This window comes from Brenneria sp. hezel4-2-4 (assembly GCF_013155275.1).
In the GTDB taxonomy this organism is placed as follows: domain Bacteria; phylum Pseudomonadota; class Gammaproteobacteria; order Enterobacterales; family Enterobacteriaceae; genus Brenneria.
Map to the genome: position 1 here is coordinate 230,230 of NZ_JABJXS010000002.1, position 20,980 is coordinate 251,209.

22 protein-coding genes and 1 riboswitch are annotated in these 20,980 nt (G+C 58.3%); of the genes, 8 read left to right on the plus strand and 14 right to left on the minus strand.

From position 1 onward, the window contains the following. Positions 1–20: 20 nt before the first annotated feature. Together uvrB and HOY33_RS05025 are read left to right on the plus strand one after the other, a co-directional pair. Positions 21–2,030, plus strand: coding sequence for an excinuclease ABC subunit UvrB (uvrB, locus tag HOY33_RS05020; RefSeq protein ID WP_172289116.1), 2,010 nt, complete (start codon positions 21–23; stop codon positions 2,028–2,030). 34 nt (positions 2,031–2,064) lie between these two features. Then, positions 2,065–2,505, plus strand: a complete 441-nt coding sequence (locus tag HOY33_RS05025) for a glyoxalase (RefSeq protein ID WP_172289454.1) — start codon at positions 2,065–2,067, stop codon at positions 2,503–2,505. Between the two features lie 42 nt (positions 2,506–2,547). Here the strand turns inward: HOY33_RS05025 and HOY33_RS05030 are convergent, their stop codons facing one another. From HOY33_RS05030 to yvcK, 9 genes are all read right to left on the minus strand, one after another. Next, a complete protein-coding gene (locus HOY33_RS05030) occupies positions 2,548–4,092 on the minus strand; it encodes a class I adenylate-forming enzyme family protein (RefSeq protein ID WP_172289117.1) in 1,545 nt (514 codons plus the stop codon). Further along, positions 4,089–4,877: a VOC family protein gene (locus HOY33_RS05035; protein ID WP_172289118.1), complete on the minus strand. Its 789-nt coding sequence runs from the start codon at positions 4,875–4,877 to the stop codon at positions 4,089–4,091. Before HOY33_RS05035 ends, HOY33_RS05030 begins: the two co-directional genes overlap by 4 nt. 10 nt (positions 4,878–4,887) lie before the next feature. Next, complete coding sequence (locus HOY33_RS05040) at positions 4,888–5,304, minus strand: PaaI family thioesterase (protein WP_172289119.1); 417 nt, start codon at positions 5,302–5,304, stop codon at positions 4,888–4,890. Positions 5,305–5,341: 37 nt separating this feature from the next. Beyond that, positions 5,342–6,358 carry a zinc-binding dehydrogenase gene (locus HOY33_RS05045; RefSeq protein WP_330527407.1) on the minus strand — a complete coding sequence of 339 codons (1,017 nt, stop codon included), beginning with the start codon at positions 6,356–6,358 and terminating at the stop codon, positions 5,342–5,344. 23 nt (positions 6,359–6,381) lie between these two features. After that, on the minus strand, positions 6,382–7,374 hold the full coding sequence (locus HOY33_RS05050) for an ABC transporter substrate-binding protein (protein WP_172289120.1): 993 nt from the start codon (positions 7,372–7,374) through the stop codon (positions 6,382–6,384). A 4-nt stretch (positions 7,375–7,378) separates the two neighbouring features. Next, positions 7,379–8,152, minus strand: a complete 774-nt coding sequence (locus HOY33_RS05055) for an ABC transporter permease (protein WP_172289121.1) — start codon at positions 8,150–8,152, stop codon at positions 7,379–7,381. Position 8,153: 1 nt separating this feature from the next. Then, positions 8,154–8,933, minus strand: coding sequence for an ABC transporter ATP-binding protein (locus HOY33_RS05060; RefSeq protein WP_172289122.1), 780 nt, complete (start codon positions 8,931–8,933; stop codon positions 8,154–8,156). After that, complete coding sequence (locus HOY33_RS05065; RefSeq protein WP_172289123.1) at positions 8,930–9,649, minus strand: GntR family transcriptional regulator; 720 nt, start codon at positions 9,647–9,649, stop codon at positions 8,930–8,932. The genes HOY33_RS05060 and HOY33_RS05065 overlap by 4 nt, the downstream gene beginning before the upstream one ends. Positions 9,650–9,978: 329 nt before the next feature. Then, positions 9,979–10,911 (minus strand): uridine diphosphate-N-acetylglucosamine-binding protein YvcK, encoded by a 933-nt coding sequence (gene yvcK / locus HOY33_RS05070; protein WP_172289124.1) that lies wholly within the window; start codon positions 10,909–10,911, stop codon positions 9,979–9,981. 302 nt (positions 10,912–11,213) lie between these two features. After that, a riboswitch (molybdenum cofactor riboswitch) is annotated at positions 11,214–11,362 on the plus strand. Between yvcK and moaA the strand changes: the two genes are divergently transcribed. From moaA to HOY33_RS05100, 6 genes are all read left to right on the plus strand, one after another. Beyond that, a complete protein-coding gene (moaA, locus tag HOY33_RS05075; RefSeq protein WP_172289125.1) occupies positions 11,350–12,339 on the plus strand; it encodes a GTP 3',8-cyclase MoaA in 990 nt (329 codons plus the stop codon). (Overlaps the previous riboswitch by 13 nt.) Positions 12,340–12,376: 37 nt before the next feature. Continuing rightward, on the plus strand, positions 12,377–12,889 hold the full coding sequence (gene moaB, locus HOY33_RS05080) for a molybdenum cofactor biosynthesis protein B (protein WP_172289126.1): 513 nt from the start codon (positions 12,377–12,379) through the stop codon (positions 12,887–12,889). 8 nt (positions 12,890–12,897) lie between these two features. Next, positions 12,898–13,380, plus strand: coding sequence for a cyclic pyranopterin monophosphate synthase MoaC (gene moaC, locus HOY33_RS05085; protein ID WP_172289127.1), 483 nt, complete (start codon positions 12,898–12,900; stop codon positions 13,378–13,380). After that, a complete protein-coding gene (gene moaD / locus HOY33_RS05090) occupies positions 13,377–13,622 on the plus strand; it encodes a molybdopterin synthase sulfur carrier subunit (protein WP_172289128.1) in 246 nt (81 codons plus the stop codon). The genes moaC and moaD overlap by 4 nt, the downstream gene beginning before the upstream one ends. Before the next feature lie 2 nt (positions 13,623–13,624). Beyond that, positions 13,625–14,077 (plus strand): molybdopterin synthase catalytic subunit MoaE, encoded by a 453-nt coding sequence (moaE, locus tag HOY33_RS05095; protein WP_172289129.1) that lies wholly within the window; start codon positions 13,625–13,627, stop codon positions 14,075–14,077. Positions 14,078–14,183: 106 nt separating this feature from the next. Beyond that, complete coding sequence (locus tag HOY33_RS05100) at positions 14,184–14,894, plus strand: Bax inhibitor-1/YccA family protein (RefSeq protein WP_172289130.1); 711 nt, start codon at positions 14,184–14,186, stop codon at positions 14,892–14,894. Positions 14,895–14,961: 67 nt separating this feature from the next. Here HOY33_RS05100 and HOY33_RS05105 read toward each other — a convergent pair whose 3' ends face one another. The 5 genes from HOY33_RS05105 to cecR are packed head-to-tail and all read right to left on the minus strand — an operon-like array spanning position 14,962 to position 20,669. Continuing rightward, a complete protein-coding gene (locus HOY33_RS05105; protein ID WP_172289131.1) occupies positions 14,962–16,068 on the minus strand; it encodes an ABC transporter permease in 1,107 nt (368 codons plus the stop codon). A gap of 9 nt (positions 16,069–16,077) precedes the next feature. Continuing rightward, positions 16,078–17,223 carry an ABC transporter permease gene (locus tag HOY33_RS05110; RefSeq protein WP_172289132.1) on the minus strand — a complete coding sequence of 382 codons (1,146 nt, stop codon included), beginning with the start codon at positions 17,221–17,223 and terminating at the stop codon, positions 16,078–16,080. Beyond that, a complete protein-coding gene (locus HOY33_RS05115; RefSeq protein ID WP_172289133.1) occupies positions 17,216–18,958 on the minus strand; it encodes an ATP-binding cassette domain-containing protein in 1,743 nt (580 codons plus the stop codon). The genes HOY33_RS05110 and HOY33_RS05115 overlap by 8 nt, the downstream gene beginning before the upstream one ends. Beyond that, entirely contained in the window at positions 18,951–19,964 is a 1,014-nt protein-coding gene (gene hlyD, locus HOY33_RS05120) for a secretion protein HlyD (RefSeq protein ID WP_172289134.1), read from the minus strand. The genes HOY33_RS05115 and hlyD overlap by 8 nt, the downstream gene beginning before the upstream one ends. A gap of 6 nt (positions 19,965–19,970) precedes the next feature. Beyond that, positions 19,971–20,669, minus strand: a complete 699-nt coding sequence (gene cecR, locus HOY33_RS05125) for a transcriptional regulator CecR (RefSeq protein WP_172289135.1) — start codon at positions 20,667–20,669, stop codon at positions 19,971–19,973. Between the last annotated feature and the right edge of the window lie 311 nt (positions 20,670–20,980).

Here is a 20,980-nt window from a genome sequence, read left to right on the forward strand (position 1 = left end):
CACGAGAAACGTATTCGACTATGAGTAAAGCATTCAAACTGAATTCCGAATTTAAACCGGCGGGCGATCAGCCGGAAGCCATTCGTCGTTTAAAGGAAGGATTAGAGGATGGATTGGCGCATCAGACATTGTTGGGCGTAACGGGATCGGGAAAAACGTTTACCATCGCCAATGTGATCGCCGATCTGAATCGTCCCACCATGGTGCTGGCGCCCAATAAAACGCTGGCCGCCCAGCTTTATGGCGAAATGAAAGCCTTTTTCCCGGACAACGCGGTGGAATATTTCGTCTCCTACTACGACTACTATCAGCCGGAAGCCTACGTGCCGAGTTCCGATACCTTTATCGAAAAGGATGCATCGGTAAACGAACATATCGAACAGATGCGGCTCTCGGCGACGAAAGCGATGCTGGAGCGGCGCGATGTGGTCGTGGTGGCGTCGGTTTCGGCGATTTACGGTCTGGGCGATCCCGATCTGTATCTGAAAATGATGCTGCATCTGACGCAGGGGATGATTATCGATCAGCGTGCGATTTTGCGGCGGCTGGCGGAGTTGCAGTATGCGCGTAACGATCAGGCGTTTCAGCGCGGGACGTTCCGCGTGCGCGGCGAAGTGATTGATATTTTCCCCGCTGAATCGGACGATATGGCGCTGCGCGTCGAACTGTTTGATGAGGAAGTTGAACGGTTGTCGCTATTCGACCCGCTGACCGGGCAAATTTTGCATACCGTGCCGCGGTATACCATCTACCCTAAAACGCACTACGTAACGCCGCGCGAGCGTATTTTGCAGGCGATGGAAGACATCAAGGTCGAACTGGCCGAGCGGCGCAGGGTGCTGCTGGAGAACAATAAGCTGCTGGAAGAGCAGCGGCTTAGCCAGCGCACCCAGTTTGATCTGGAAATGATGAACGAGCTTGGATACTGCTCGGGTATCGAAAACTACTCCCGCTTTCTGTCCGGGCGCGGCCCCGGCGAACCGCCGCCGACCCTGTTTGATTACCTGCCCGCCGACGGGCTGCTGGTGGTCGATGAATCTCACGTCACCATCCCGCAGATCGGCGGCATGTACCGCGGCGACCGGGCGCGTAAAGAAACGCTGGTGGAATATGGTTTTCGCCTGCCGTCGGCGCTGGACAACCGGCCGATGAAATTTGAGGAATTTGAAGCGCTGGCGCCGCAGACCATTTATGTGTCGGCGACGCCGGGCAAGTATGAGCTGGAAAAATCCGGCGGCGAAGTGATCGATCAGGTGGTTCGCCCGACAGGGTTGCTGGATCCGGTGCTGGAAGTCAGGCCGGTCGCCACCCAGGTGGACGATCTGTTGTCGGAAATCCGTCTGCGCGCCGCGGTGAATGAGCGGGTGCTGGTCACCACGCTGACCAAACGGATGGCGGAAGATTTAACCGAATATCTGGAGGAACACGGTGAGCGGGTACGCTACCTGCACTCGGATATTGATACCGTCGAGCGGGTGGAAATTATTCGTGACCTGCGGCTTGGCGAGTTCGATGTGCTGGTGGGCATCAACCTGCTGCGTGAGGGGCTGGATATGCCGGAGGTGTCGCTGGTGGCGATTCTGGATGCGGATAAAGAAGGTTTTCTGCGTTCCGAGCGCTCGCTGATCCAGACTATCGGGCGCGCGGCGCGTAACCTGAATGGCAAGGCCATTTTGTATGGCGACAGAATTACCCCCTCGATGGAGCGGGCGATTAGTGAAACGGAGCGCCGGCGTGAGAAGCAGCAGGCTTATAACCTTGAGCATGGCATTGTGCCGCAGGGATTGAACAAGAAAATCGCCGACATTCTGCAACTGGGCCAGCCGAGTAACCGCGGCAAAGGCCGCGGTAAGAAAGCCGCCGAGCCGGCGGCCGGTTATCAGCTACTGACGCCGAAAGCGCTGGAGCAAAAGATCCGCGAGCTGGAAAGTAAAATGATGACCCATGCGCAAAATCTGGAGTTTGAAGAGGCGGCCAGCCTGCGCGATCAGGTTCAGACGTTGCGCGCGCAGTTTATCGCTATTTCCTGATGGATGATGTTAACCAAAACGCTGAGAGGTCATGATGGATATCGCCATACCCGGTGTGAAGGTGCTGTTTATTGCAGGCTTTGGCCCTATTGTTAAATCGGTTTCGGCCGGTTATGCGCTCTACGTGGATACGCTGCGTCTGCCGTTGAAGCCGATGGAGGGCAACAGTGATTATCTGACCACGGAGGCGTTGGAGGGCGCGAAACATTTTTCGCTGTGGCCGCTGGAGCAGGCCAGCCAATCCTGTTTCGGGCAGGATCGGTGGCCGGCAGAGTTGCCGATACCGCAAAGCTGGCTGGAGTTTGACGTTGCCGATATGGACGCGGCAACGCAGGCGATTAAACAACAGGGGTATCCGCTGCTGGTGGAAAACCGGCTGGAACCCTGGGGACAGCGGGTAACCCGCTTCCTCAGCGCGGAAGGGATGCTGGTCGGCGTGACCTGTACGCCGTGGCTGCGCGAACCCGCCCGGTAAACGCCCCAACCTAACCCGTCAGCGCGGCAAACCGCCGCGTGTTCACGGTAGATCAAGGGCTATGCCGGGGCGTTCGCCGCCGCCCGTCAAACCGGCAGACGTTATCCGCCGGGCGGCTTCGTCTTTCAGCGCGTTGCGATCGATTTTATTGGTGCCGGCCAGCGGTAAACGATCGACCAGCCAGATATGACGCGGATGCAGGTAGGCGGCGCCCTGCTGCAACGTGAAAGCCTTGAGCGTCTCGCTATCCGTCTGCTGACCGGCGCGCAAAACCACCCAGGCCACCGGCTTCTCGCCTTTAATCTCATCGGCCACCGGCACCACGCAGGCCTGCTGTACGGCCGGATGGCGCTCAAGCAGCTGTTCGACTTCGCTCGGATAGATATTTTCCCCGCCGCAAACGAACATATCATCGTGACGGCCGATGAAGGTGAAAAATCCCGCGTCGTCCTGACGGAATACATCGCCGGTGATGTAATAACCGTCCGGAGTGAAGGGCGAGGGGATATCCGGCCGTTGATGGTAGCCGAGCATCAGCGCCGGGCTTTTCAGTTCCAGTACGCCGCACTGGGACAACTGACCGTCTTGCGCGCGCAACCGCAACTGAACCTGGGGATGAGGGTAGCCGGTAGCCAGCGGCGGCAGCGGGCGTCCTTGCGGATGCGGGCCGAAAACCACCGGGCCGCCTTCGGTAGTGCCGTAGGCATTGATAATGCGCGCTTGCGGCAGTAGCTGGTTAATCTGGCTTATCAGGCTATCGCCGACCGGCGCCGATCCCATGCGCACCACCCGCACGCAGGACAAATCACTTTGCGCCAGCAGCGCTTTTTCCCGCAGCATCATGGCGATCATCGGCGGTACTGCCGTCAGCCAGCTACAGCGGTAGCGGTGGATGGCGCGAATATAGGCCGGCGCGCTAAACTGCGGCAGTATAACGGCGGTGACGCGGCTTGCCAGCGAGAGGAGGATTAGCGCCAGCGCGTTCATATGATAAAACGGGGCGGCGATCAGCACCCGTTCATTGTGCAGCTCGCGCGCGGCCAGCCGGGTTTGTACTACCCACAGGTGGCTGTCGTGGCTCAGAACGACGCCTTTGGGGACGCCGCTGGAACCGGAAGTATACAACAGCAGCGCGACGTCGTCGGGCCGCGCCTGCCAGGGCGTTAGCGGCCCCCAATCATAAAACGCCTCCAGGCCGTCATCGCTGAAGCTGACGTGCGGCGGCGGGCTGGCGATGCGCGCCAACTGTTCGTCGTCGCCAAACAGAAACCGCGCGCCGCTGTCCCGCAAAATGTGCTCAATCGCGCCGACCGGCAGTTTGATGTTGATCGGCACCGCCACCAGCCCGGCGCGCAGGATCCCCAGCAGCGCGGCGACATATTCTCCCGAGTTGAGCGCCAGAATAGCGACCTTTGCGCCGGGAAGGAAACCGCGCGCCAGCAGGGCGCGCCCGATGGCGTCCGCCTGGCGGTTGAGCTGGGCATAACCGAGTACGCGAGCGGGCCGATCGGCGTCCGCCGCGATCAGCGCCGGCGGTTGGCTGTCGCCGACGTCGGTGAATAGTACGCCGAGATTACGGCCGTTCATGGTAGAAACTCACATAGGCAGTTGAACGCAGGCAGCGCCACCAGCAGCCGCTCGGGCTGTTCGCTGAGCGGCAGCCCGAGCGCCCGGGCCTGCCTGGCGATAAGCGCCCGATCGCCGCCATGAAAGCGCATCGCCGCAAACTGGCTGTCGCGGTCGGGATCCGGCGTCAGCAAATGCCGATAGCGCTGCACGAAGGCGTCGCGGTGCAGGAAAGCCAGCTCAAAGCCCGGCGCAGGCGTGCCCAGCGCCTGATAGTCCCGGGCCAGCGATGCCGGATTGTCGGTGACGGCGGTCAATTGGCTGATGCGCGTCACACCATTTTGATGGTGTTGCCATTCATCACGCCACACCAGCTCCGGAGTGTGGTGTCGGCAGAAATAGATCCGAGCGGCGCTGAAGCTGTCCGCCGGCAAATGGACGGTGCTAAAGCGTGCCTGCTGCCGTTGTCCGTCGATGTCGACCGGCCGGGAGAAGGTGCGAACCGGTTGCGGGGTAAAGCCCGCGCGTTGGATCGCCGCGGCGCTGGCGGCAATATCCTGACTGCGAAACACCAATCCGTCGAGTCCGGCGGGGCCGGCCAGCAGTTCCTCGCGGCGCACCGGTTCGCCGGGCGGCAGCCCGAGGATTTCCAGATAGTGGTGGGCGAACATGACCAGATGGTTGATCGATCCCATCGAGTGATATCCCCGCGGCGTCAGGGTGAAGCCCAACTGGCTGAGCAGCGCCGCCGCGCTATCCGTTTCAAATTGGGCGTTGAGCACCAGATGGTCGAGGGATAACGTCATTGTCAGCTCCTCAGGCGGTAGCGGTGGAATAGAGGCCGCGCCCGCTGGCAATCAGGCGTCCCTCTTGGTCGAACAGCTGTGCTTCGGCGCAGGATACCTGTTTACCCGTTTTGATCACCCGGCCGCGGGCCGTGAGATCGCCGCGCGCCGGCCGGTGATAATCGACGTGCAGATTGAGCGTCGGCACGCCCCGGCCGGTATAGGAAACCAGCGCCCAGTCGGCGGTCAGATCGATAAGCGCGGCGAGGATGCCGCCGTGGGTGTATCCCCCGGCGGAATTCACCACCCATTCCTCGCGCCAGCGCGCGGTCAACTCGATTTCCCCTGCGCCCAGCGCCGTTACTTCCAGCCCGAGCCACTGGTGATAGGGGCCTTGCAGCAAACGCGCCTGCACATCGGCGGCACTCAGCGGTGTGGATTCAGCCATTAGCGTTACCTTTATCTGTAAGAGTTAGTATCCAAAATCAGGGCGTGACGATGACCTTGCCAAGCACTTCCCGATCGCGAATTAGCCTTAGCCCTTCGCCGGCCTGTTCCAGAGGGAGTACCCGGTCAATCAGCGGCTCGATTTCACTCCGATCCACCATGTCCAGCAGGGCGATCAGATTATCGGCATAGAAGCTGTTGGAACCTTTGACCGTCAGTTCGAAGCTCCAGATATAACGGAGATCTTCCTGCGGGTCGTACCCGGCGGTGGCGCCGCACACCAGCAGGAGGCCGCCGCGTTTCAGGCAGCGTAGCGAAGGCCGCCAGGTATCGCCGCCGGTGAAGTTGATCACCACATCGACGCCGCCTTCATAGCTGCGACGCTGCGGTTTACCGTAGGCGGCGATGGCCCATTTTGAGAAATCGTTCTCCCGGTAGTTGACCACGTGGTCAGCGCCCAGCGCCTTGAGCGCCTCGGCTTTTTCATGACTGCCGGCACAGGCGATAACCTCGGCGCCCAGCCGTTTGGCCAGCACCACGCAGGCGCTGCCGACCCCGCCGCTGGCGCCGAGGATCAGCACCCGATTGCCCGCCTTGACGGTGTTGTGCGTAATCAGCATGCGGTGCGCGGTGCCGTAAGCGACCGGCAAGGCCGCCGCCTGAGCAAAGCTGACGTTGTCGGGCAGGGCGATGAGCTGGGCGGCATCCACCCGCGCGTATTCCGCCATGCCGCCATCGGTCATTTCCCCCATCAGCCCCACGCCGGGCTTCAGCGGGTTGATCAGCACCCGATCGCCAACCTGCCAGCCGGTGACGCCGTCGCCGATCGCGCTGATGGTGCCGGCCAAATCCAGACCGGGCACCACCGGCAGCGGTATGCTAATGCCCGGCATGCCGCGAACGGTAAACACATCGTGATAGTTAAATGACGATGCCCCCACGCGGATCACCACATGCCCTGACGTCGGCGCCGGCCGGGGATGGTTGTCGATCACCTGTAGCTGGTCGAGGTCGCCGTGCTGTGTCAGTACCAGTGCTTTCATGGTGTTGCTCACATGATTTCTCCTGTCGCTAAGGGTTAATGGTCCAGAGGCTGAATGGATTTCGCCTGCTGGTAGGGCGCGGTCACGAACAGGTTGTCGCTCAACCGGCCTTTAATCGCGCCGCTGTCCACAAACACCTTGTGCTGTAACTTCAGCGTATCGATATCCGCCTGCTCGAACGAAACCCGGTTCATGCTTTCCCAGCGGCTGACATAGACTTCGGCGTCTTTCTGCGGCAGGTTGGCTTTTTGCTGGAGGATCTTAACCACTTCGGCCGGATGAGCCTGTCCCCAGCTCAGGGTGTCGCGCAGCGCGGCAATCACGCGGGCCACGGTATCCGGCTGCTTTTCGATCAGATCGCTGCGTACGGCGCCGATGCCGATGTAGGGAACGGCATCGCTGTCGGTGATTTTGCGCCACTCATCGGCAAAACTGCCCAGCGGTTTGACATGCAGTTCATCCAACTGGGCGATGGTGACCGAGCGCAGGGCGGCGGCATCCACCTGCTTCTGCGACAGAAACTGCGCCAGCCGCGATTCGTTACCGCCGATCAGCGAGAAATCCGCAGCGTTGATCGCGTAATTACTGGATAGAATGGCGCTGGCGATCACCGCCACCGACGAGCCCGCCGGGGACATACCGATCTTTTTACCTTTCAATTGCGAAAGCTGGGTAATGGGCGAGTCAACCGGCACTACGAACTGCACGTCGGCCGGTTGGGTGGCGGCAAAGATTTTCACCGGCACGCCTTCGGCGGCGGTGCTGAGGATACCCGCCAGCGGGGCGCCGAACGCCAGATCAATCGATCCCGAGGCCAGCGCTTTTACCGGCGCGTTAACATCAGGAAAGTGAATAAACTCGGCGTCAATGCCGTGACGAGCCAGAAAATCGGTGCTTTCCAGCACCGCGCCATAGCCGAGGCTGACGCCGCTGGTCCAGTAGCCGATGCGGACTTTTTCCGCCGCCCAGAGCGGTGAGGCAAACAGCGCCCCGGCGACCATCAATGCCGCCGTAATCATTGTTTTCATCGTGTTATTCCTGTGTGAGTTTTTTCCAGCGGAACAAACGGCGTTCCAGCGGTTTCAGAATGCCGCCTTCCAGCAGCAACATGAGCGTGACCAGCAGCAGCGTCCAGGCGAACACCTGATCGGTTTGCACCAGATCGCCCGCCTGACGCAGGCGATAGCCGATACCGTTCGACGCGCCCAGGGTTTCGGCCACCAGCGATACGCGCCAGCCGAAGCCGAACGCCAGCCGGGCGCCGGAGAAGAAATAGGGCAGAATGGTCGGCAGATAGATCTTCAGCAGCGTTTGCCAGCGGTTCATACGGAAACTGCGCGCCAGCTCCACGTACTGCGCTTCCACCGTTTGCGCCCCTTGCCAGACATTGGTGAGGATCAGCGGCATGGCGGTCATAAACACCACAAATACCGTCGTCGCATTGGAGATACCGAACCAGATGATGGCGAAAATGGCCCAGATGGCCGACGATACGCTGTTAAACACCGCCAACAGCGGCTCGAAGAACTGCGCCAGACGCCGGCTGGCCCCCAGCGCCAGCCCCAGCGGGGTGCCAATCAGGGTGGCGAAGATAAAGCCCATCACCACGCGCGACAGCGTAACGCCGATGTCGTTCAGCAGCGTGCCGTTGTGCCAGAGCAGGTGTAGCGCCTGCCAGGTTTTTTCCGGGCCGGGCAGAATAAATGACGGCATCCGCAGCGCCGCCAGCCACCAGATAAGCAGGAACAGCGACAGCAGAAACAGGCGCTGCGCAAGCAGCGATGACAGCGAACGGGCGCGCGACATGTCAAACCTCCAGCCGCAGCAGGCGTATCTGCTCGCTGACCACCTGGCTGGTAGGCAGACGAGGGCGCGGCAGATCAATGGGTTGAATATGGTGGATATGCCCCGGATGGGGTTTGAATATCACCACGCGGTCGGCCAGCACCACCGCCTCTTCCACATCGTGGGTGACCATCACGATCGACATGCCCGTCAGGCGCTGGATGCGCAGGACTTCGTCATGCATGGCGCTGCGGGTCTGCGGATCGAGCTTGGAAAACGGTTCGTCCATCAGCAGGATCTCCGGTTCGGTGACCAGACTGCGCGCCAGCGCGACCCGGCTGCGCATTCCGCCCGACAGCTGATACGGCCAGTAGCGGGTGAAATCAGCCAGCCCGACCAGATGCAGCGCATCCATAACCCGCTGGCGTCGTTCGTTATGACTGAGGCGAAGATTCTCCAGGCCAAAATTCACGTTCTGCTGTACGGTGCGCCAGGGTAGCAGGCGATCTTCCTGGAACAGATAGCCAATGCGCCGCCAGTGTTGAAAGTGTGCGGCGTCGTCCCCCTGAATGGTCAGCGATCCGCTATCGGCGTTTAGCAGGCCGGATAAAATATTCAGCAGCGTGCTTTTGCCGCAGCCGGAAGGCCCGAGCAGCGTCAGGATCTCGCCCTGATGGAGGGTTAAATCAATGTCACGCAACACCTGCAATGCGCCAAACGCTTTGCTGATGCCGGTTGCCTGTATCAGCGGAGGGCCGGAGGTTTGCGTGAGCGGCGGCGTGGCCTGCAACAGCGCGTTCATGGTTGCAGCCTCCGTTCCAGAATCGGCAAGATGGCGCCGTCCCGGCTCAGGGTGGCGTAAACCTTTTCCAGCGTCATCGCCTGAAAGGTTTCGATATGCCGGCGGGCAATCAGCTCAACGCGCTTGCAGTCGCCCTGACTGAAGGCGTCGATCATGGCGTTATGGTCGTGCTTGATTTCCGGTTTGGTGCCCTGCACGTTAAAACCCAGCGCGACCAGACGCAGCATTTCATCCATCAGGCTGGATAGCGTGCGGATCAAATGGTTGTTGCCGGAAGCCTGCGCGATGGCCAGATGAAAGCGTTTATTGGCGTTCATAAACACATCGATCTGTTTCGATAGCGGGGCATGGATCTCTTCCCGGCAGGCGGCTTCCAGACGCCGCAGTAAATCAATGTCCACGCGGCCCACCGCCAGCCGGGCGGCCAGTGGTTCAAGCTGGGCGCGGATGGTGAAAATCTCTTCCACGTCCTGCACTGTGATTGGCGCGATTTGGTAGCCCTTGCGCGGGCGCGATTGGATCAGGTTCTCATGGCATAGACGCGCCAGCGCGACGCGACAGGTGCTTTTCCCGATTTCATAACGTTCCATCAGCAACTGTTCGGTGATCATCGAGCCAGGCAGCAGCCGGCAGCACAACACATCATGACGAATGCGCAGCCAGGCGCTGTCGCCCTGTGATAATGCGGCGTTCTTTTCTGGTGAAAGCGTAACCATCTGGAGATCCTTAATATCATCTGTGAGCAGCTCACAGAGAGAGGCTAAGATGCTTAACTGAGGCCAGTCTATGAAGTAGAAAAAGGATTATCCAATAAGAAATTTGGCTTTATATATGAGGAAAAACCATTAACTGAGCTGCTTACAGCAGGAAAATTCAAGTCGTAGTCGGGAGCGGCGATGTTGGCCTCAAGCCAGGGGCGCAGTGCTGCGGCGCTTGAGCGCCCGGCGTCCGGTGCTTGGGCGCAGCATGAAAATGGCGGGCGAAGTATTCTCCGCCGTTAAATATTCCGATTTTTGGGGGAGACGTTAGCCCGGAATGAATGTATTTATACGCCGTGACGGCGAGCCTGAGATCCCAGCTTCTGCAACGCATGTTCAATGGCCTGGCGCAGCAGTTGGCGATCGTGGTGATGCGGCACATCCGCCGCTTCCAGCGGTTGCTGAATAATCAGCCGATCGCTGACCTGGCCGACATCCACTTTCGGGCCAACGATAACCGCGTCAATCATCTTTTTTCCCACTTTCTGCTCTATCAGCGTTAACTTTTCCGCCAGCATCAGCCTGGCCGCCGCGTTGCTCTGCTCATGTCCCAGATTGCCGATATACACCATCGGCGCCGGCGTTCTGCGCAGCGCGCGGGTGAGATCGTTAAGCAACAACAACGGCATCAGGCTGGTAAGAAAACTGCCCGGGCCAATCAGTATCAAGTCCGCTTCCGCAATGGCGTCCAATGCTTCGTGCGTGGCCTCAACGGCGGGAAACAACGTCAAATCCCGCGGCAAAGCGGGCAGTTGATCGATATCGACCTCGCCGTAGACGGGATTGCCTTGTTCATCAATCGCCATCAGATCGACCGGCTGTTCGGACATCGGGATCAGAAAGGCATCGACTTTAAGCAGGTTGCGTAACAGATTAATGGCTTCCAGCGGCCGCACGCTCAGGTGATCGAGGGCTTTCAGCATCAGGTTGCCCAGATTGTGCCCGGCCAGTTCGCCACTGCCGTTGAAACGGTATTCAAACATGGCGGAGGCGACGCTGGGCGTGGTGATCAGCTGGTTCAGGCAGTTACGGGTATCGCCCCAGGCGATCCCCCCTTCGGAGCGGCGAATTCTTCCGGTGGAGCCGCCGTTGTCGGTGGTGGTCACAATACCGGTCAGCCGTGGGCCTAAGGACGAAAGCGAAGACATCACGCGGCCTAATCCATGTCCGCCTCCCAGAGCCACAACCCGATCAAGGTCGGCTAACGTGCGATTGCGCATAGTAACCCTTATTATTGAAATGTTTGTCCGTCACCTTTCACGTCACCGCGGTGCTGGTTTTTCGCCGCTAAAATAGCGGATTCCGATGCAAAAGGCGAAAAATCATGATGACGGTATGACCTGAGACAACGTTTGCCGACGGCTTTCACGTATGCTGTACGGCATAAGGTATTGAAAATACGTTATATATTAAACTATATACCGCTTTTTTAAGTGACTGCCTGCGGTATTTGGCGGTAGACTGGTTTATGAAAATCACGGTTCCGCGTCGGCATTATCCGGCCCTTTGGGTTAAATAATAGACGGGAATCAAACTCCTAGCCTTGGCGCCTAAGTGATGCGTTTTTGACGCATGATAAGGCGCCCTGGCCGTGGCCTGAATGGTCACCAGGGTGCAAGGTAGAAATGCCGGCATCTCCCGTATTTGGAAAGGTGTTTATGGTGAGTCAACTGACCGATGCGTTTGCGCGCAAGTTTTACTATTTGCGCCTGTCGATAACCGACGTCTGCAACTTTCGTTGCACCTATTGCCTGCCGGATGGCTATAAGTCGAACGGCGTCAATCCCCACCGTTTTCTGTCTCTCGATGAAATTCGTCGCGTCAGCCGCGCGTTTGCCGAATTGGGCACTGAAAAAGTGCGCCTGACGGGCGGCGAACCCTCGCTACGCCGCGATTTTGTCGACATCATCGCCGCGATCCGGGAAAACCCGGCGATCCGCACGCTGGCGGTGACCACCAATGGCTATCGTCTGGCGCGTGACGTGGCGCAATGGCGCGACGCCGGGCTGACCGCGCTGAATGTCAGCGTGGACAGTCTCGATCCCCGCCAGTTCCACGCCATTACCGGGCAGGATAAATTCCGTCAGGTGATGGACGGCATTGATGCGGCTTTCGCCTGCGGTTTCAGCAAAGTGAAGGTGAATACCGTACTGATGCGGGATGTCAACGACGCCAGCCTGCAAACTTTCCTGGCATGGATTAAAGATCGTCCGATTCAACTGCGGTTTATTGAACTGATGGAAACCGGCGAGGGGAGCGCGCTGTTTCGCCGGCACCATATTTCCGGCGAGGCTATCCGCCGGCGCTTGCTGCCGCAGGGCTGGCAACAGCAGGCGCGGGCGCGTAGCGACGGCCCGGCGCAGGTATTTCGTCATCCTGATTATCAGGGGGAAATCGGGCTGATTATGCCCTATGAGAAAGATTTTTGCCTGAGCTGCAATCGCCTGCGCGTTTCCGCCATCGGCAACCTGCATCTCTGCCTGTTTGGCGAGCAGGGGATCCCGTTGCGCGATGTGATGGCCGACGATAGTCAGCTTGAGGCGCTGAAAATGCGCATTTCCGGCGGTTTGTCGACCAAGAAACAAACCCATTTTCTGCATCAGGGCAACAGCGGCATAACGCAGAATCTGTCGTTTATCGGCGGGTAATGTCCGCAATGCAACCTATTCCTTAAGGAGCCTGCTTATGAGTAAGGTCAGTAGCGAATTTATTCCTCTTAATATCGCGGTACTCACCGTATCCGAGCGGCGTACCGAAGCCGATGATACCTCCGGTGACTACCTGCGGGAAGCGGCGCAGTCCGCCGGGCACCATATCGTCGCCAGCGGCATTGTGAAAGAAAACCGTTATCAGATCCGGGCGCAGGTATCAGCGTGGATTGCCAGCGACGATGTGCAGGCGATCCTGATCAATGGCGGGACGGGGTTTACCGCCGGCGATGTGGTGCCGGAGGCGGTGAGCGTGTTGTTTGACCGTGAAATTGAAGGCTTTGGCGAGCTGTTCCGCATGGTGTCCTATGAGGATATCGGCACGGCCACCCTACAGTCACGGGCGATCGCCGGTCTGGCGAATCAGACAGTGATTTTTGCCATGCCGGGGTCGACCCGCGCCTGTCATACCGCCTGGGAACGTATTATTCAGGAACAGCTGGATGCGCGGCAAAAGCCCTGTAATTTTCATCCTCATTTGAAAAAGTAACCTTGTCTATGTCACAACTGACCCATATTAATGCCGCCGGCGAAGCGACGATGGTGGATGTTTCCGCCAAGGCCGATACCGTGCGCGAAGCTCGGGCGGAAGCCTTTGTCACTATGGCCCCGCAGACGCTGGCGATGATTATCGAGGGCCGCCACCACAAAGGAGATGTGTTCGCCACCGCGCGCATCGCCGGTATTCAGGCGGCAAAACGTACCTGGGAACTGATCCCGCTCTGCCATCCTCTGCTACTGAGTAAAGTGGCGGTGGAACTGGAGGCGCAGCCTGAGCATAACCGGGTGCGTATTGAGTCGCTGTGCCGTCTTACCGGTAAGACCGGGGTGGAGATGGAAGCGCTGACGGCGGCATCGGTGGCGGCGCTGACGATTTACGATATGTGCAAGGCGGTGCAGAAAGATATGGCGATCGGCCCCGTGCGTCTGCTGGCGAAAAGCGGCGGCAAATCGGGGGATTTCACGGCGGAGGCATCATGATTAACGTCCTGTTTTTTGCCCAGGTGCGTGAACTGACCGACACGGATAGCCTGACGCTGCCGGCGGAATACGCCACGGTGGAGGAACTGCGTCAGTCGCTGTGTCGACGCGGCGCCCGCTGGGCGCTGGCGCTGGAGTCCGGCAAGCTGCTGGCGGCGGTTAACCAGTCGCTGGTGGAAATGCGCCATCCGTTGCAGGATGGTGATGAGGTGGCCTTTTTTCCACCGGTAACCGGAGGTTGACGATGGCGGAGACCCGTATTCGCGTCGGTGAAGCACATTTCAGCGTCGGCGATGAATATCAGTGGCTGGCGCAGTGCGATGAAGATGGCGCGGTGGTGACCTTTACCGGCAAGGTGCGTAACCATAATCTGGCCGAGAACGTCAGCGTATTGACGCTGGAACACTATCCCGGCATGACGGAAAAGGCGCTGGCGGAGATCGTCGAACAGGCGCGTGAGCGCTGGGATCTGCCGCGCATCAGCGTGATTCACCGGGTCGGCGCCCTCTACCCCGGGGATGAAATTGTCTTTGTCGGCGTCAGCGCCGCCCACCGTAGCGCCGCGTTTGACGCCGCGCAGTTCATTATGGACTATCTGAAAACCCGCGCGCCGTTCTGGAAACGTGAAGCCACGCCGGACGGCGAACGCTGGGTCGAATCCCGCGACAGCGACCGGCAGGCCGCCCGCCGCTGGTAGCGGCCGCGACGCCCGGATCGGCTGAACAGGCGGTTTTGTGTTAAGATAAAGGCAGGTGAGGCGCTATGCCTCTTAGAAACAACTGATTTAACGCAAAGGAAAAATCATGGATAGGTATCCACGCTCGGGTGATTCAATTGTAGAACGTGCACAGTCAGGCATTCAGGCTTATATGGCGCAGGTCTATGGCTGGATGACCTGCGGGCTATTACTCACGGCGTTTGTGTCGTGGTATGCCGCCAACACGCCTGCGGTGCTTAATTTTGTGTTCTCCAGCAAGATAACCTTTTTCGGCCTGATTATTGTGCAACTGGGGCTGGTATTTGTGATTTCCGGCATGGTGCAGCGGTTGAGCGGCGGGGTGGCGACCGGCTTGTTCATGCTCTACTCGGCGCTGACCGGGCTGACGATTTCCAGCATTTTCATCCTCTATTCCGGCGAATCCATCGCCAGCACCTTTGTGATTACCGCCGGGATGTTCGGCGCCATGAGTCTGTATGGCTATACCACCAAACGCGACTTAAGCGGTTTCGGCAGCTTGTTGTTTATGGCGCTGATCGGCATCGTGTTAGCCTCGCTGGTTAACCTGTGGCTGAAAAGCGAAGCGCTGATGTGGGCGGTGACCTATATCGGGGTGGTGGTGTTTGTCGGTCTGACGGCGTATGACACGCAGAAACTGAAACGTATGGGTGAACAACTGTCGGTTGACGACAAAGACAACTTCCGCAAATACTCGATTGTCGGCGCGTTGACGCTGTATCTGGACTTTATCAACCTGTTCCTGATGCTGCTGCGCATTTTCGGCAACCGTCGCTAAATACCACGCTCTGCTAAAAAAGCCCGAGGCGCAGTCACCGCGTCTCGGGCTTTTTTGTTGCTGTTTCTCATGCAATATTGCGCCGGAAAATGGCGTAGGCCACCGTACCGGTGGTGGCGGTGATAACCAACAGCGGCCACACGCTGCCCCAGATAATGGAGAAGTCGGCATCCTTAAGGTAGATCTGTTTGGTGATGTCGGTGAAGTGGCGGATGGGGTTAATCCAGGTCAGGGTTTGCAACCATTCCGGCATGTTTTCCACCGGAGAAATATAGCCGGACAGCAGGATAGCCGGCATCAGGAACACAAATACGCCGATAAATGCCTGCTGTTGGGTGGAGCAGATCGATGAAATCAATAGCCCGAACCCGACCAGCGACAGACCGTAAATCAGCAGGGTGGCGTAAAACAGCAGCAAAGAGCCGGCGAAAGGGATCTGATAGGCGAAGATCCCCGCCAGCAGCACGATAGTGGCCTGAAAGGTGGCGACGATCAAGGCCGGCACCGCCTTGCCGACAAAAATCTGCCAGGTTGATAACGGCGATACCAATAGTTGCTCCAGCGTGCCCTGTTCCCGTTCGCGGGCGACCGACAGCGAGGTGACAATCAGCACGCCAATGGTGGCGATCAAGGCAATCAACGACGGCACGATAAACCATTTGTAATCCAGATTCGGGTTGTACCAGTGGCGGATCACCAGCTCGCTGTTGTTGATTCTGGGCCGATCGCCCAGCAATTCCAACTGGTAATCACGGACGATTTTCTGCACATCGTTGGCCGCGATCTGGGCGCTGTTGGAACGGCGGCCGTCCAATATCACCTGTAGCGACGCGCTGTCGCCGCGGGCAATGTCGCGGGAGAACTGCGGCGGAAAACGAATAACCAACAGCGCCCGCTGCTCGTCCAACGTCGGAGCGATCGCCTGAGAACTGTGCAGCAATACGACGTGGGAGAAGGCTTTTGCCGTGGCGAAACGCTGGGTCAGCTCAACAGAGGACTGACCGTTATCCTCACTGTAAATGGCGATGGTCGCGTTGGTCACGTCCAGCGTGGCGGCAAAGGGAAACAGGCAAACCTGTAGGATCACCGGAAAAATCAAAATAGAGCGCGTTTGCGGTTCACGCAGCAGTGACTGTAGTTCTTTGATAATCAATGTCCACAGGCGATGAAACATGATAGCTCCCTAATCCAGTCTGCGCCGGGTTTGCCAGGCCGTCAGACCAATGAATAAAATGGCTGACGCGATAAGAAACAGCAGGTTAACCAGTAATACGCTGCCGATATTGCCTGCCAGAAACAGCGTTTGCAGCGTGCTGACAAAATAGCGGGCCGGGATAATGTAAGACACGGCGCGCACCAGCGCCGGCATACTGTCGATCTCGAAAACAAAGCCGGACAGCATCACCGCCGGGAGAAACGCGGCGTTCAACGCCACCATCGCCGCATTAAACTGATTTTTGGTCAGCGTGGAGATCAGCAGCCCCATGCCCAGCGTACTCACCAGAAACAGACTGCCGATGCCAAACAGCAGCAACAGCGATCCCCGGTACGGCACCCCCATGATAAAAGTGGAAACCACAATGCACAGCGCCATCACCATCATGCCAAGACCATAGTAGGGGAGCAGCTTGGACAGCAGTAATTCACTGCGGGTAACCTGGGTCGACAACAGGGCTTCCATGGTGCCGCGCTCCCATTCGCGGGCGATGACCAGCGAGGTCAGAATGGCGCCGATAACCGTCATAATAATGGTGATGGCGCCGGGAATAATAAAGTGTTGACTGATGGCCGCCTGATTGAACCAATAGCGCTGTTGCACCTCGATAAGCTGCTCGAATTCCTGGCCTTGATCGCTGGCGCGCTGTTGCTGCCAGATAAGCCAGATCCCTTCGGCATAGCCCTGAACGAAATTGGCGGTATTGGGTTCGCTGCCGTCGGTAATCACCTGAATAGGCGCCAGCGCTACCGGATGCGCCATCTGTTCGGCGAAATCATTCGGAATGACGATCAGCCCGCGGATAGCGCCGGACTGCATCATCTCGATCAGCTGCGGCCGGTTATTACTGATAACCGGGTCGATAAATGGCGACGCGGCGAAGGTGTGTGCCAGATCGCGGGCATCCTCGCTTTGCTGCTCCATCAGGATGCCGACATGCAGGCGGCTGGAGTCGAGATTGATGCCGTAGCCGAAGATAAACAGCAGCAGTAGCGGAATGACAAAAGCGATCAGCCCGCTGCTGGGGTCGCGGACAATCTGACGGGTTTCTTTCAGACAAAGCGCTCGCAGACGCCGCCAGGAAAAATGGATGCTGCCGATCTGATTAGCCATTATCCGTCTCCCGGTCGTAATCCTGTATCAGGGCGATAAACGCTTGTTCCATGGTGGGATCGGGCGTTTTTTCATCCACGGCCCGCTGTTTCAACTCATCCGGCGTACCGCTGGCGATCAGCTTGCCGTGGTAAACCAGCCCGATACGGTCGCAATATTCGGCCTCATCCATAAAGTGGGTGGTGACCATTACGGTCACGCCCCGGTTAACCATACCGTTGATATGTATCCAGAATTCCCGGCGGGTGAGGGGATCGACGCCGGATGTCGGCTCATCCAGAAACAGGATGTCCGGTTCATGCATCAGGGCGCAGGCCAGCGCCAGACGCTGCTTGAATCCCAGCGGCAGGGCGTCTGGCGTCTGGCGATAAATGGGCTGGAAATTAAAGGCCTGCGTCATTTCAGCGATTTTTTCGTCCTGGGCTTTCCCTTTCAGGCCGTATACGCCGGAAAAGAAACGCAGATTCTGTTCCACCGTCAGGTTGCCATACAGCGAGAACTTCTGCGCCATGTAGCCTAAATGTTGGCGCGCTTTGCCCGAACTGGTTTTCAGATCCATATCCAGCACCAGCGCTTTGCCTTCCGTCGGCACCAGCAGACCGCACATCATTTTGAAGGTGGTCGATTTTCCCGCGCCGTTAGGCCCCAGCAGGCCGAAAATCTCACCGCGCCGCACCTTGAAACTCACATGGTCGGTCGCGGCGAAGTCGCCGAATTTTTTGGTCAATTGCCGCGCTTCGATCACCGTTTCTTCACCGTCAACCTCAATCTGCGGCATGATTTTCGCCAGCGAGGACTCACTGGCCGGCCCGCCGCCCAGCAAATCGATAAAGGCATCTTCAAAACGCGGCGCGGTGTCTTTCAGGCTCGCTTCCGGTAGTTCCAGCGCCGCCAGCAGCGCCGACCGATCCGCTTCCGGTTTCAGAATCAGCCGCACATATTGCCCCTGGATCACGCCGTCGCTGACCTGCGGTTGGCGCAGGGCGCGTTGCAGCAATTTACGATGACTGCCGGACGGCGCGGCGATCAGCACGCTGCGACCTGCCATCTTTTCGGTCAGTTGGCGCGGCTCGCCGCGATAGAGTTGCTCTCCCTCATTGAGCAGCAGAACGTCCCGGCATTGTTCGGCTTCGTCCAGATAGGAGGTGCTCCATACGATCAGCATGCCTTCATCGGCCAGCTCATGCACCATTTGCCAAAGCTCACGGCGGGAAATCGGGTCGACGCCCACCCCCGGCTCATCCAGCAGCAGCACTTTGGGCTGGCCCAGCAGGGTGCAGGCCAGCCCCAGTTTTTGCTTCATGCCGCCCGACAGCTTGCCGGCCAGCCGCGTGGTAAAGTGAGTCAGATCGGTAAAAGAGAGCAGCCGGTCAAAGGTTGACTGACGCACTTCGCCGGTAATGCCGCGCAAATCCGCGTACAGCGTCAGGTTTTCCATCACGGTAAGATCTTCATACAGCCCGAACTTTTGCGGCATATAGCCTAGAATGGCGTGAAGCTGGCGATCTTCCTTAATCGGATCAAACCCGATCACCCGCATGGCGCCGCGGCTTGGGGTCAACAACCCCGCCAGCATACGCAGCAGGGTGGTTTTCCCCGCGCCGTCCGGGCCGACCAGACCGGTGACCGCGCCGCCGCGGATCTGAGTGGTGAGGCTGGCAAGTGCCGGTTTATCCTGCCCGGGAAAGCTTTTCTCCAGCGCCTTCAGCTCAATCAGCGCGGATTTATCATTCATGGCTCGGCTTGTCCTGGTTTGAATGCGTCGAGGCGAAACGCAGCGTTACCGGCATTCCCTGGCGCAACTGGTCGTCCGCATCGTTAACGATGATGCGCAGGCGATAAACCAGATCGGTGCGTAAGTCTTCCGTTTCGACGTTTTTCGGCGTGAATTCGGCGCTGGGCGAGACAAAACCGATTTTGCCGCGGTAAGGGGAGTCCGGGCGGCTGTCGGTATAGATAAGTATTTCGCTGCCCGGCACGGCGCGGCCTAAATCTTTACCGCTGACATAGGCGCGGATCCATACCGGATGCGTCAATGACAGGGTAAAGACCGTACTTCCGGCGCTGAGCATACTGCCCGCTTCCGCCGCCCGGGTAAGAATGACGCCGGCCGACGGGGAGTACAGTCCGGTATCCGCCACATCCAGTTCCGCCTGAGCCTGCGCCGCTTCGGCCTGCGCCAACGCCGCTTGCGCCGCGGCGATCTCCTGCGGCCGGTTGCCGCTTTCGTACTGGCTCAGTTTGTCTTTTGCCGCCTGTAAGGTGGCCAGCGCCTGATTGCGCGCGGTTTTGGCGTCTTCCAACGCATCGGCGGAAATGGAGCGTTTCGCCCACAGACCTTGCTGACGCTGGTAGAAGCTATTGGCGTAATCATACGCCGCCTGGCTTTGTACCCGTTGGGAGCGTACCTGGGCGATCTCCTCATGACGATAGCCTTCCTGCAATAAGCCTAACTGCGCCTGCGCGCTGGCGACGTTGGCCTGCGCCTGATGCAAGGCGTTCTGGTAGGGAGCGCTGTCCAGCGTCGCCAGCCGTTGGCCGGGTTTAATGCTGTCGCCCTCATCCACATCCAGTTCGGTCAGCCGTCCGCCGACGCGAAAGGCGAGATTGACGCTGCGGATATCGACATTGCCGTACAGCGTCAGCGGCCGCTCTTGCTGTTGCCGATAGTGAATGACGCCATACGCCGCCGCAATCAATGCGACGATAACCAGAGTAACAACCAGCTTTTTCTTGTTCATTACGCATTATCCCTTCGTCTGTCGGGCAGGGTTGTCCCGCAGGCCGTTAAGAAGAATTTCAAGGTGTTCTACCAGTATTTGCTGAATCAGCGTTGTTTGTTCGGTGCCGATTTCCTGCCAGCCTGCCCGCAACAGAATGGTTTCCCGCGCGACGCGAAAAGCGAGCACTTCCCCAATCAGAGCATGAGTATGAATGGTGGCCAGGCGATCCTCTTCGTCCATTCCGGTATAGCGGGCAACCAATTGGGTCATTAACCGATGCAGCGGCTCAATGACCTGCTGATGGATTAACGGATAAGCATCCGTTGGCGAGAGCTGTTCGCGGGACATAATCCGGCTGATATTCAACGTTTCTTGCCGGGTCATCAGGCGGCTGAAGTTGAACAGGCAGCGTTGCAGGTAATCCATGGTCTGTTCTGCGGATTGCCGCGTCGGCGGTAATTGCAGATAGGCTTCGATTTCCGCTTCCAGCGGGCGGTAAATCTGCCGGATATACTCCGCTATCCAACTGGCGACCGCCAGATAGAGTCCTTCTTTCGACTGAAAATGATAGGCGATGGATGCCATGTTTTGTCCCGCCCGGTTGGCGATGTCACGGGTGGTGGCGGCCTTCAAACCATATTCGCCAAAGACCTCAAGGGCCGCGTTGATAAGCTGTTGCCGCGTTTGATCGCCACGGCTGGGAAGGCCGGGTTTGTCAGCCATGGATCCGCCTGTCCAAAAGTCAATCAATCATATGATTAACTTTAGGCCATTTTTCATCTTTTTATGTGATCTACATCACTAAATGGCGGCACGGTTAAACAGACGCCGATGCGCTGATGTCAAGCAAAGAAAAACGCGGGAGACCTGATAAGGGCAGATGACAAATCACTACATTTGTTATGGAAATGAAAATATTTCGTAAGTATTGTAATTATTATGTTTGAATGATAATAATTAGCATTAGTAATCTCATGGCGACGCTACCGGACAGATTACCTACATCAGAATGGCATAGCTATCCGCCAGAATCC

What these genes read in the sequence shown, in the direction of transcription:
- uvrB (WP_172289116.1), top strand. Translation starts at nt 21, where the DNA reads ATGAGTAAAGCATTCAAACTGAATTCCGAATTTAAACCGGCGGGCGAT.
- HOY33_RS05025 (WP_172289454.1), top strand. Translation starts at nt 2,065, where the DNA reads ATGGATATCGCCATACCCGGTGTGAAGGTGCTGTTTATTGCAGGCTTT.
- HOY33_RS05030 (WP_172289117.1), bottom strand. Translation starts at nt 4,092, where the DNA reads ATGAACGGCCGTAATCTCGGCGTACTATTCACCGACGTCGGCGACAGC.
- HOY33_RS05035 (WP_172289118.1), bottom strand. Translation starts at nt 4,877, where the DNA reads ATGACGTTATCCCTCGACCATCTGGTGCTCAACGCCCAATTTGAAACG.
- HOY33_RS05040 (WP_172289119.1), bottom strand. Translation starts at nt 5,304, where the DNA reads ATGGCTGAATCCACACCGCTGAGTGCCGCCGATGTGCAGGCGCGTTTG.
- HOY33_RS05050 (WP_172289120.1), bottom strand. Translation starts at nt 7,374, where the DNA reads ATGAAAACAATGATTACGGCGGCATTGATGGTCGCCGGGGCGCTGTTT.
- HOY33_RS05055 (WP_172289121.1), bottom strand. Translation starts at nt 8,152, where the DNA reads ATGTCGCGCGCCCGTTCGCTGTCATCGCTGCTTGCGCAGCGCCTGTTT.
- HOY33_RS05060 (WP_172289122.1), bottom strand. Translation starts at nt 8,933, where the DNA reads ATGAACGCGCTGTTGCAGGCCACGCCGCCGCTCACGCAAACCTCCGGC.
- HOY33_RS05065 (WP_172289123.1), bottom strand. Translation starts at nt 9,649, where the DNA reads ATGGTTACGCTTTCACCAGAAAAGAACGCCGCATTATCACAGGGCGAC.
- yvcK (WP_172289124.1), bottom strand. Translation starts at nt 10,911, where the DNA reads ATGCGCAATCGCACGTTAGCCGACCTTGATCGGGTTGTGGCTCTGGGA.
- moaA (WP_172289125.1), top strand. Translation starts at nt 11,350, where the DNA reads ATGGTGAGTCAACTGACCGATGCGTTTGCGCGCAAGTTTTACTATTTG.
- moaB (WP_172289126.1), top strand. Translation starts at nt 12,377, where the DNA reads ATGAGTAAGGTCAGTAGCGAATTTATTCCTCTTAATATCGCGGTACTC.
- moaC (WP_172289127.1), top strand. Translation starts at nt 12,898, where the DNA reads ATGTCACAACTGACCCATATTAATGCCGCCGGCGAAGCGACGATGGTG.
- moaD (WP_172289128.1), top strand. Translation starts at nt 13,377, where the DNA reads ATGATTAACGTCCTGTTTTTTGCCCAGGTGCGTGAACTGACCGACACG.
- moaE (WP_172289129.1), top strand. Translation starts at nt 13,625, where the DNA reads ATGGCGGAGACCCGTATTCGCGTCGGTGAAGCACATTTCAGCGTCGGC.
- HOY33_RS05100 (WP_172289130.1), top strand. Translation starts at nt 14,184, where the DNA reads ATGGATAGGTATCCACGCTCGGGTGATTCAATTGTAGAACGTGCACAG.
- HOY33_RS05105 (WP_172289131.1), bottom strand. Translation starts at nt 16,068, where the DNA reads ATGTTTCATCGCCTGTGGACATTGATTATCAAAGAACTACAGTCACTG.
- HOY33_RS05110 (WP_172289132.1), bottom strand. Translation starts at nt 17,223, where the DNA reads ATGGCTAATCAGATCGGCAGCATCCATTTTTCCTGGCGGCGTCTGCGA.
- HOY33_RS05115 (WP_172289133.1), bottom strand. Translation starts at nt 18,958, where the DNA reads ATGAATGATAAATCCGCGCTGATTGAGCTGAAGGCGCTGGAGAAAAGC.
- hlyD (WP_172289134.1), bottom strand. Translation starts at nt 19,964, where the DNA reads ATGAACAAGAAAAAGCTGGTTGTTACTCTGGTTATCGTCGCATTGATT.
- cecR (WP_172289135.1), bottom strand. Translation starts at nt 20,669, where the DNA reads ATGGCTGACAAACCCGGCCTTCCCAGCCGTGGCGATCAAACGCGGCAA.